Origin of the sequence: Leifsonia sp. Root4 (assembly GCF_001425085.1) — a bacterium.
Taxonomy (GTDB): domain Bacteria; phylum Actinomycetota; class Actinomycetes; order Actinomycetales; family Microbacteriaceae; genus Microterricola.
In genome coordinates this window covers 1,103,168-1,113,795 of the sequence record NZ_LMDN01000001.1, presented here as the reverse complement: position 1 = coordinate 1,113,795, position 10,628 = coordinate 1,103,168, and the positions used below count along the sequence as shown (strand labels likewise).

Sequence of the window (10,628 nt, the reverse complement as noted above, 5' to 3'; positions counted from 1 at the left end):
GTGGGCACCATCGACATCCACACGCACTATGTGCCGAGCGCCTGGCCTGACCTGTCTGCACGGGTCGGGCCGGGGCTTTGGCCGTCGTTGCGGGTCGACTCCGAGCGCGACGCGATGATCATGCTCGGTGAGACCGAGTTCCGTCCGATCGGTGCCGACTGCTGGGACGCCGAGGTGCGTCTGGCCGACATGGATGCCGACGGCGTCGAGCGTCAGGTCGTCTCGCCGACGCCACTCTTCTTCTCCTACGACAAGTCCGGAGACGAGGCCGTCAAGGTCGCGCGCATCTTCAATGACCTCGCCCTCGACATCTGCGCCCCGGCGCCGCACCGCCTGCTCCCGTTCGCGCAGGTTCCCCTCCAAGATCCCGACGCCGCCTGTGCGGAGGTCGATCGATGCATCGCCAACGGCCATCGCGGAGTGGAGATCGGCAACCATGTCGGCGACCGCGACCTCGACGACGAGGGGATCGTCGTCTTCCTGCAACACTGCGCCGAGCGCGGGATCCCTGTGTTCGTGCACCCCTGGGACATGCCGACCTCGCCGCGACTCGAGCGGTGGATGGCGAGATGGCTGACGGGGATGCCGGCTGAGACCCACCTGTCGATCATCTCGATGATCCTTGGCGGGACATTCGACCGGGTTCCCGAGTCACTCCGGATCGCGTTCGCCCACGGCGGCGGATCATTCGCATTCTGGCTCGGCCGACTCGAGAACGCGTGGCACCAACGTCCCGATCTCGTCGCAACGAGTGCGCTCCCGCCCTCCCACTACACGAAGCGCTTCAGTGTGGACTCGGTCGTGTTCGACCCGAACGCGCTGCGGCTCCTGGTCGAAACCCTCGGCGCCGATCAGGTCATGGTGGGAAGCGACTACCCGTATCCTCTCGGCGAGCGGCCCGTCGGCTCCGCCCTCGAGAGCGCCGACTTCCTGACCAGCGCCGAGAGGACCGCCATCCGGCGGGGCAATGCGCTGCGATTCCTCGCCCTCGATGCACCGTCTGTCAACGCCACGACCACCACCCTGGAGGAGACGTACCTCTCATGACCATCGACACGACCGACACGCTGACGACACGCCTCGCCTGCGAAACCCTCGACGCCGCCGACCCGCTCGCCGCGTTCCGCGACCGCTTCGAGCTGCCCGAGGGTGTGATCTACCTCGACGGCAACTCCCTGGGTGCGCTCCCGAAGGCGACGGCCGAACGCGTCCACGACGTCGTGACGCGGGAGTGGGGGGTTGGGCTCATCCGCAGTTGGAACGACGCCGGCTGGTTCGACAAGCCGCGCACTCTCGGCGAGCGGATCGCACCTCTCATCGGTGCCGGCCCGGGCGAAGTCGTCATAGGGGACTCGACATCGGCGAGCCTCTTCCAGGTCGCGATCGCCGCAGCCCGGCTGCGCCCGGGGCGCCGGGTCATCGTCTCCGAGCGCGACAACTTTCCAACAGACCTGTACATGCTGGAGAGCGTGCAGGAGCTGCTCGGCGACGCGAATGGTGCGCTCGAGCGCCGACTGATCCACGCCGACGGCCCCTCCCTCGACGAGGTGCTCGACCAGGACGTCGCCGTTGTCGTGCTGACCCACGTCAATTACCGCACGGGCCGCATGTACGACATGGCGGAGGTGACGCGCAAGGTCCACGAGGCCGGGGCGCTCATGGTCTGGGATCTCTGCCACAGCGTCGGTGCCGTCCCCGTCGACCTCAACGGCGCGCACGCCGACTTCGCGATCGGATGCACGTACAAATATCTCAACGGGGGCCCCGGCTCGCCGTCGTTCATCTGGGTCGCCGAGCGGCACCACGCCGCCGCGCACCCACCCCTCAGCGGTTGGCACGGGCACGCTCGCCCCTTCGACTTCGGCGTCGACTACGCGCCGTCCGCCGGCATCACGAGGTTTCGGGTCGGCACGCCCCAGCTGTTGTCGATGGCGGGCCTGGAGGCGAGCCTCGAGCTGTGGGACGAGGTCGACATGACACAGGTGCGGGCCAAGAGCCTCCGGCTCACCGATCTCTTCATCTCGCTCGTCGACAGCCGCCTGGCGCCCTGGGGCGTCGAGGTCGTGACTCCGCGCGAGCACGCCGTGCGCGGCAGCCAGGTCGCCCTGCGGGTCGACGACGGCTATCCGGTGATGCAGGCGCTGATCGAGCGTGGCGTCATCGGCGATTTCCGGGCGCCGGATCTCATGCGCTTCGGCTTCACGCCCCTCTACGTGTCGCACGCCGACGTGTGGGACGCGGTGGCCATCCTTGAGGACATCCTCGCAACTGAGAGCTGGCGTGCCGAGCGGTTCAGCCGCCGCGGCGCGGTCACCTGAGCTCGGGCGCACTCGAGCACCTCGCCCTGGGGTTTGGGTTGGGTTGGGGGTGACGGCGGGCGGCGTCATGTGTAGTCTCGGCGGTGAAAGCGGGGTCATCATGAAGACGCTCCTCCTCATCCGGCATGCGAAATCCAGCTGGGACGTGCCCGGCCTCGTCGACGAGGCCCGCCCACTGAACGAGCGCGGGAAACACGACGCGCCGAAAATGGGGAGGCGCCTGGCGCGGCGGGGCATCAAGCCCGACGTCCTCCTGAGCAGTCCGGCCGTACGGGCCCGCACAACGGCGGAGCTCATCGCGCGTGAACTCGACGCGGACGAGGCACTCGTCGTCGACCACCGGCTGTACGCGACGAGCGCAGACGGGCTGCTCGACGTGATCCGTGCACAGGATGACACCGTCGACTGCCTTGTCGTGGTCGGCCACAACCCCGAGATGGACACCCTGGCCAGGCGGTTCTCGCCATTGACACCGCCGATGTCCACCTGCGCGGTGCTCGAGCTGCACTTCGACGGGGACTCCTGGGAGGCCATCCAGTCCGGCGCGCTGCTCAACAAACGCTACGACGCCCCCAAACTCGCCGAGGTCTGAGCGGGTCGCTCACAGAAAAACAGGAGCAGAGGTCAGCCGGGGCTCCTGAAAGACCCCGCGACGCCGTGCTCCTCCTTTTTCTGCGGCTCTCAGCCGACGACGAGCGTGCCGTCCTTCCAGACTCGCTGCACCAGCGGGACACCGGGCCGGTAGGCCAGGTGCACGTAGCCGGGGGTCTTCAGCTGCACGAGGTCGGCGCGTGTGCCGGGCATGAGCCGGCCGACATCCGCGCGCTCAAGCGCGACGGCGCCACCGGCGGTCGCCGCCCACAGCGCCTCGGCGGGCGTCATCCCCATGTCGCGCACGGCGACGGCGATGCAGAACGGCATCGACGAGGTGAAGCTCGAGCCGGGGTTCGTGTCGCAGGCGATCGCCACCGTCACGCCGGCGTCGAGCAGGCGCCGCCCGCTCGGATACGGCTGCCTGGTCGAGAATTCGACGCCCGGCAGCAGGGTGGCGACGGTGCTCGAGGCGGCGAGGGCCGCCACATCCTCGTCGCTCAGGTAGGTGCAGTGGTCCACGGATGCCGCACCCAGCTCGATCGCGAGCCGCACCCCGTCGCCCGGGCCCAGCTGGCTCGCGTGCACCCGCGGCTTGAGGCCGGCCGCGATGCCGGCCTGCAGCACGCGTCGGCTCTGCTCCACGCTGAATGCACCCGTCTCGCAGAACACGTCGATCCACTTGGCGTGCGGGGCACAGGCCTCGAGCATCGGACCGGTGACGAGCTCGACGTACTCGTCTGCGCCGCCATCGCGCGGGGCGTACTCGGCCGGCACGACGTGGGCGCCGAGGAAGGTGACCTCGTCGGTGACCTCGGAGGCGAGCCGAACCAGGCGCTCCTCGCTCTCGACCGAGAGGCCGTAGCCGCTCTTGATCTCGAGCGTGGTCGTTCCCTGGGCGAGCATCTCGTCGACGAAACCGTAGAGCCGCGCCCGCAGCTCCGCGTCGCTCGCCGCGCGGGTGGCCGCGACCGTCGATCGGATGCCGCCGGCCTCGTACTTGCGCCCGGCCATGCGCGCCTCGAATTCGGCGGCGCGATCGCCGCCGAACACGACGTGGCTGTGGCTGTCGACGAAGCCGGGGATGACGCAGGCGCCGCCGGCGCTCTGCTTGTCGATCCCGGCGAGCGGGCCGAGGCCGAGCTCGGCGATGGCGGTCGCGGCGTCGACGGCCGCGCCGATCCACGCCACGCGGCCGCCGTCGATGATGACGGCGGCATCCGTCAGCTCACCGGTCGGGCCGGTTCCCAGCGTCGGGTCGTTCGTGACCAGTAGGCCGATGTCGGTGAGCAGCGTCGTCATCGTGCAATCCTCTCGTGATTTCTCTCCCCGCTGACTGAGGGAGGAACGACTGAAGCCCTGAGCGGTGTCGGGGCTTCAGTCGCTGGCGCTCCTTCAATCGACGTCGGGGAGCATCGGCACGCGGAGCCCGCGCTCCCGGGCGACCTCGACGGCGCGCGGGTAGCCGGCATCCACGTGGCGCATGACGCCGGTTCCCGGGTCGTTCACCAGCACGCGGGCGATCTTCTCCGCCGCGAGCCGGGTGCCGTCGGCCACGATCACCTGACCGGCGTGGATGGAGCGGCCGATGCCGACGCCGCCGCCGTGGTGGATCGAGACCCAGGTGGCCCCCGATGCCGTGTTGAGCAGCGCGTTCAGCAGCGGCCAGTCGGCGATCGCGTCGGAACCGTCGGCCATGGCCTCGGTCTCGCGGTACGGCGACGCAACGGAGCCGGAGTCGAGGTGGTCGCGCCCGATCGCGAGCGGCGCGCTGAGCTCGCCCGATGCGACCATCTCGTTGAACTTGAGCCCGGCGAGGTGGCGCTCCTTGTAGCCGAGCCAGCAGATGCGGGCGGGCAGCCCCTCGAAGTGCACCTTCTCGCCGGCCGCGGTGATCCAGCGGCGCAGGTGCTCGTCCTCGGGGAACAGCTCGAGGATCGCCTTGTCGGTCGCGGCGATGTCCGCCGGGTCGCCGGAGAGCGCCGCCCAGCGGAACGGGCCCTTGCCCTCTGCGAACAGCGGGCGGATGTAGGCGGGCACGAATCCGGGGAACTCGAATGCGCGCTCGTAGCCGCCGAGCTGCGCCTCGGCCCGGATGGAGTTGCCGTAGTCGAAGACCTCGGCCCCGGCATCCTGGAACTCGACCATGGCCTGCACCTGCTTGGCCATCGAGGCGCGGGCGCGCTCGGTGAAGCCCTCCGGGTCGGATGCCGCGAGCTCCCGCCACTGCTCGACGGAGACACCCTCCGGCAGGTACGCGAGCGGGTCGTGGGCGCTGGTCTGATCGGTGACGATGTCGATCGGCACCCGGCGGGCCAGCAGCTCGGGGAAGACCGTTGCCGCATTGCCGACGAGGCCGACGGAGAGCGCCCGGCCCTCGGCCTTGGCCGCGAGCACGCGGGCGATCGCGTCGTCGATGTCCTCGGTCATCTCGTCGAGGTAGCCCTTGGAGACGCGGCGGGCCAGGCGGGTGGCGTCGACGTCGACGATGAGCACGACGCCCTCATTCATGGTGACGGCCAGCGGCTGCGCGCCGCCCATGCCGCCGCAACCGCCGGTGAGGGTGAGGGTGCCGGCGAGGCTGGCGTTGGCGGCATCCGCTGCGCTCAGCCCGCTGGCCTCGGCCAGTTTGACGCCGATCGCGGCGAAGGTCTCGTAGGTGCCCTGCAGGATGCCCTGGGTGCCGATGTAGATCCAGCTTCCGGCCGTCATCTGGCCGTACATGGTGAGGCCGAGCGCCTCGAGCCGGCGGAACTCCGGCCAGTTCGCCCAGTCGCCGACGAGGTTCGAGTTGGCGATGAGCACGCGCGGAGCCCACTCGTGGGTGCGGAACACGCCGACCGGCTTGCCCGACTGCACGAGCAGGGTCTCGTCGCTCTCGAGGGTCTCCAGGGTGCGCACGATCGCGTCGTAGGCCTCCCAACTGCGGGCGGCCTTGCCGGTTCCGCCGTAGACGACGAGCTCGTCCGGGTGCTCAGCGACCTCGGGATCGAGGTTGTTCATGAGCATGCGCAGCGGTCCCTCTGTCTGCCAGCTCTTGGCGCTGAGGGTCGTTCCGCGGGCGGCGCGCACCGGGCGGGGGCCCGCGGCGGTGTCGGCGGTGTCTGGCTGTGACTGTGCTGGCGTCATCATGACTTCCTTGTGCTGGAGATGCGGTGTGCGGCGTCTGGTTCGCGGCACGGGGCGCGTGATTCGTCGCTGCTTCGATTTCAGCGTGAACGGATGCCGCGGGCAACGCGCGTCCCGTATCCTTTGTCTGGAATCACAGACGTGGCCGCCCGGTCGCGAGGACTGGCCGGGCGAATCGCTCACAGGGATCGGAGAGATGATGGCGTCCAACGGTGACGTGGGTCCAGGGCCGGCGGTGTCGAGCAAGGTGCCGGCCGCCGAGCACACGCTCCGGATCCTCTCGTTCCTCTCGACCCAGCGCGGCCCGGTGCCGGCCGCGACCATCGCGAGCGCCCTCGGCATCCCGCGCTCGACGGTCTACCACCTGCTCGTCGTGCTCGCCCAGCACGGCTTCGTGCTGCACCTGCCGGAGGCCAAGCGCTACGGGCTCGGCCCGGCCGCCTTCGAGCTGAGCGGTGGCTTCTCGCGGCAGGAGCCGCTCAGCCGCATCGGCCAACCGCTGCTCGCCGGGCTCGTCGACCGGGTCGGCGAGAGCGGCCACCTCGTCGTGCTGCACGGCCGCGATGTGCTCTACATCGCCGAGGAGCGTGCCCCGCGGCGGCCGCGCCTGGTCACCGACGTCGGCATCCGGCTGCCTGCCCACCTCACCGCGAGCGGCCGGGCGATGCTCGCGACGCTGCCCCCGGCCCAGCTCCGCGCGCTCTACCCGGACGCCGCGGCCTTCGTCGACCGCAACGGGCAGCCGCCGCACAACTACGCTCAGCTGAAGGCAGTCTTGCAGACAGTGCGCGAGCGCGGCTACGCCACGGAGGACAGCGCCGTGACGGCCGACTTCGCGTCGCTCGCCGTCGCGGTGCGCGACCACGTCGGCTGGCCGGCCGCCGGCATCGCGCTCACCTTCCCGCGGGACTCGGTCGCGCCGGAACGCTGGCCAGAGCTCGCCGCGCAGATCGGCGAGGTGGCCGCCGAGCTCGCCCGCCGCATTCGCGGTTCCGCGCTCTGACCGCGCCCGGCAACGTCCACTGAGAGCGGTCAAATGGCCGCTTTCCGGGCGCTGAAGCGGCCATATGACCGCTCTCAATGGAACCGGACGCGGGGGGCGGCGGGGTGGGGTCAGCCGATGGCGACGCCGCGGGCCGCGAGGAACGGCAGCGGGTCGGTGCGCACGCCGTCGAGTGCGACCTCGAAGTGCAGGTGGCATCCGGTGGAAACGCCCGTGCTGCCGGAGAGGGCGATCGCCTCGCCGGCCGCGACCACCTGACCGGGCGTCACGGCCAAACCGCCGTCGGCGATGTGGGCGTATGTCGTGGTGATTCCGGCACCGTGGTCGATGACGACGCGGTTGCCGAGGCCGCCGTACGGCCCACTCGCGCTGACCGTTCCGGCTGCAGCCGCCACGATCCAGGCATTGCAGCCGGTGCCGACGTCGAGGGCGTAGTGGAAGGGCCCTGCCCCGGCAGGCCGGTCGGGGCGCAGTCCGAATCCGTCGGTGATCGGTCCGGTTCCCGGTGCCGTCCAGGCCTGATCGCCGAGGCGGCCGTCATCCGTCGGCACCAGGGGAAGTGCCACGATCGACGTTGCTGCGGCGCCGGCCACTCGAAGCGAATCGAGCACAGCGGATGCCGCACTCACGGCCTGCTGGGCCGCGTCGAGTTCCGCCCGCGACTCGTCGAGGGGCAGATCCGTCGCGGCCGCCAACGCCTGCTCGGCATGGATGCGGGCGGCATCGGCCCGGAGGTTGTCGCGGTCGGCGCGATCGGCGAGGGTGTCGAGATCGGAGTTGAGGTTGTTCAGGCGGTCAACGGTGGAGAGTTCGTCGAGGAATGCTCCGTCGGAGCCTTCGCCGAAGAAGACGTCGATCGGGCTCACCCCCTGGCTCGGTGAACCGCTCGGTCGCATCGCCTGCACGAGCAGCCGTGTGGATGCCGCCGCCTGGACGTCCGCCGCGGTCGCGACGTCGGCCAGGGCGGATGCCGTCAGCATCTCGTCGTCGTACTGCGTCTTCACGAAGGTGTAGCGGTCTTCCGCCGTGCGGAGGGCCGCTCTGCTGTCACGCAGTGATGCCGCGGCCTTCGACAGGGCTGCACTCCGGCCGGTCGCTTCCAGGCGGGCGGCGGAGAGCGAGGAGTAGTCGAAGGTGCGCACCGTCAACCGTGGGGGCACTCCGGTGGTGCGCGGGCCGCTCGGCTGAGGCGCGGCGGGCGTGACCGTTGGTGGTGCGGGCGTGGGGCTCGCGCTGGGCGTCGGCGTCGCTGTCGGGGTGGGTGTCGCCGTCGGCGTGGGCGTAGCGGTCGGGGTGGGTGTGGGGGTGGGTGTGGGGGTGGCAGTCGGTGTCGGCGTGGGTATGGGCGTCAGCGTGTGACTCGGCGTCGGTTCCGGCGTCGGTTCCGGCGACGGTGTCGGGGTCGACGAGGGGACCGGTGTCGGTGAGGGCGTCGGCGTCGGTGTTGGTGTTGGTGTTGGAGTTGGCGTCGGCGTGGTCGTGGGCTCGAGTGGCGGCACCGGTTCCGGCGTCGGCGTTGGCGTAGCCCCCACCCCATCCACCGGCGTCGTCGCGTCGGGAGTCGTCTCGGGGGTAGCGTCGGTCGATTCCTCGGTGGGTCCGAGCAGCTCGGGCTCGAGCAGCTCGGGCGCGACAGGGCCCGGCGTCGAATCCGCGGTGGGCGCGGCATCCGTGGTGGCATCGCCGGCGGTGGCCGCAGAGGGGATGCCGGCGAAGGCGAGAGTGGCCGTGACCGCGATGGAGAGCGCCAGAGGGGGTCGGTGCCACCGCAGGGGGCGGCGCCGATCCAATCCAGGGTCGTTCGAGAATCGCAGGGTCATGACGAGTAACCATCCACATTCGGGTTATGGATAGCCGGCCAGTGGGTCAGCCCCGCCAGTCTGTCACTCTGCCCGGGCGCGCACAATGCTTTGCGCGGGGAATCCCACAGGGCACTGGCGCGCGGACGCGCCGCGAAATCAGGCCAGCTGGCCCGTTTCGGCGCTCGCCGCGGCCAACACGCGACCGCCCTGTACCAACTCGACGACGGCCTCGATCTCGGGGGAGAGGTAGCGGTCCTGGCCAGGGCCGCCCGATGCCTCGTTCACGATCCGCATCACGGCGCCCGTCGCGGCGCCCGGCTGCAGCGGTGCGCGCAGGGCGAGCCCGCGTGCCGCCGTGAGCAGCTCGATCGCCAGCACCCGGCTCAGCCCGTCGATGGAGCGACGCAGTTTCCTGGCCGCGGCCCAACCCATCGACACGTGGTCCTCCTGCATGGCCGAGCTCGGGATCGAGTCGACGGATGCCGGAGCCGCCAGCCGCTTCATCTCGCTCACGATTCCCGCGGCGGTGTACTGGGCGATCATCAGCCCGGAGTCGACGCCGACCTCGTGTGCCAGGAACGGCGGCAGGCCCTGGTTGCGCGAGCGGTCGAGGAAGCGGTCCGTGCGGCGCTCACTCATGCTCGCGACATCCGCCGCCGCGATGGCGAGGAAGTCGAGCACGTAACCGACCGGAGCGCCGTGGAAGTTGCCGTTGGACTCGACCCGACCGTCGAGGGTGAGAACCGGGTTGTCGACGGCGCTGGCCAGCTCGGCGAGCGCGACGGTCGTGGCGTGGGCGACGGTGTCGCGGGCGGCACCGTGCACGATCGGGGCGCAGCGCAGCGAGTAGGCGTCCTGCACGCGCTGGTCCTCCGGCCCGGCGTGGCTGGCCACGATGGGCGAGCCGGCGAGGATCGCGCGGAAGTTCGCGGCGGCCAGGGCCTGCCCGGCCTGCGGGCGGAGCTTGTGCAGATCGGCGGCGAAGACGGCATCCGTGCCCATCAGGCCCTCGACGCTCATCGATGCGGCGATGTCGGCGGTCTGCAGCAGGGCGGTGAGGTCGTGGATGGCGAGCGAGAGCATGCCGAGCATGCCGTCGGTGCCGTTGATGAGGGCGAGGCCCTCCTTCTCGCCCAGCTGCAGCGGGGTGATGCCGGCCGCGGCCAGCGCGGACGCCGCCGGCATCAGTTCGCCGGAAACCCGCACCTCGCCTTCGCCCATTGCCACCAGCGCGCAGTGCGCCAGCGGGGCGAGGTCGCCGGAGCAGCCGAGCGACCCGTACTCGCGCACGACCGGGGTGATGCCGGCGTTGAGGATGGCGGCGTACGTCTCTGCGGTCGCGCGGCGCACGCCGGTTCGGCCGGTCATCAGCGTGCTGAGGCGCAGCAGCATGAGGGAGCGCACGACCTCGCGCTCGACCTCGGCTCCGGAGCCTGCGGCGTGGGAGCGAACGAGGCTGGCCTGCAGCTGGGCCCGGCGGTCCGACTCGATGTAGGTGGTGGCGAGTGCACCGAAGCCCGTGGAGATTCCGTAGTGCGCGGCCGGGTCGGCGGCGAGGCCGTCGATGATGGTGCGGCTGGCGGCGACGGCGTCCAGCGCGGCCGGGTCGAGCACGACGCGCGCGTCATGGCGGGCGACCGCCACGACCTCCGCGATGCTGAGCGGCCCCTGGCCGACGGTGACTGAGGTGGTGGTCGTGCCGACTGTCGCGGGTGGCGCTGAAATGCTCATGATTCCAGTGCACAGCACGCGGCGGCGTTCGGCAATCCACGCCGCGCGCTTGCC

At 70.8% G+C, this 10,628-nt stretch carries 8 protein-coding genes; 4 read left to right on the top strand and 4 right to left on the bottom strand.

Going from position 1 to position 10,628, the window contains the following annotated elements; translation table 11 throughout:
- From ASC66_RS05115 to ASC66_RS05105, 3 genes are all read left to right on the top strand, one after another.
- Entirely contained in the window at positions 1-1,047 is a 1,047-nt protein-coding gene (locus ASC66_RS05115; protein ID WP_055835495.1) for an amidohydrolase family protein, read from the top strand.
- Entirely contained in the window at positions 1,044-2,318 is a 1,275-nt protein-coding gene (gene kynU / locus ASC66_RS05110; RefSeq protein WP_055835492.1) for a kynureninase, read from the top strand. The genes ASC66_RS05115 and kynU overlap by 4 nt, the downstream gene beginning before the upstream one ends.
- A 100-nt stretch (positions 2,319-2,418) precedes the next feature.
- Complete coding sequence (locus ASC66_RS05105; protein WP_055835490.1) at positions 2,419-2,910, top strand: SixA phosphatase family protein; 492 nt, start codon at positions 2,419-2,421, stop codon at positions 2,908-2,910.
- A gap of 89 nt (positions 2,911-2,999) precedes the next feature.
- Here the strand turns inward: ASC66_RS05105 and hutI are convergent, their stop codons facing one another.
- Both hutI and hutU read right to left on the bottom strand, forming a co-directional pair.
- Complete coding sequence (hutI, locus tag ASC66_RS05100; RefSeq protein WP_055835487.1) at positions 3,000-4,211, bottom strand: imidazolonepropionase; 1,212 nt, start codon at positions 4,209-4,211, stop codon at positions 3,000-3,002.
- Between the two features lie 93 nt (positions 4,212-4,304).
- On the bottom strand, positions 4,305-6,038 hold the full coding sequence (hutU, locus tag ASC66_RS05095) for a urocanate hydratase (protein ID WP_055836376.1): 1,734 nt from the start codon (positions 6,036-6,038) through the stop codon (positions 4,305-4,307).
- Between the two features lie 196 nt (positions 6,039-6,234).
- On the opposite strand from hutU, the gene ASC66_RS05090 reads away from it, so the two are divergent.
- Complete coding sequence (locus tag ASC66_RS05090) at positions 6,235-7,041, top strand: IclR family transcriptional regulator (RefSeq protein WP_235496677.1); 807 nt, start codon at positions 6,235-6,237, stop codon at positions 7,039-7,041.
- Between the two features lie 110 nt (positions 7,042-7,151).
- Here the strand turns inward: ASC66_RS05090 and ASC66_RS17760 are convergent, their stop codons facing one another.
- Positions 7,152-8,861 carry a M23 family metallopeptidase gene (locus ASC66_RS17760; RefSeq protein WP_082492019.1) on the bottom strand — a complete coding sequence of 570 codons (1,710 nt, stop codon included), beginning with the start codon at positions 8,859-8,861 and terminating at the stop codon, positions 7,152-7,154.
- A gap of 138 nt (positions 8,862-8,999) precedes the next feature.
- A complete protein-coding gene (hutH, locus tag ASC66_RS05080) occupies positions 9,000-10,574 on the bottom strand; it encodes a histidine ammonia-lyase (protein WP_055836370.1) in 1,575 nt (524 codons plus the stop codon).
- Positions 10,575-10,628 lie beyond the last annotated feature (54 nt).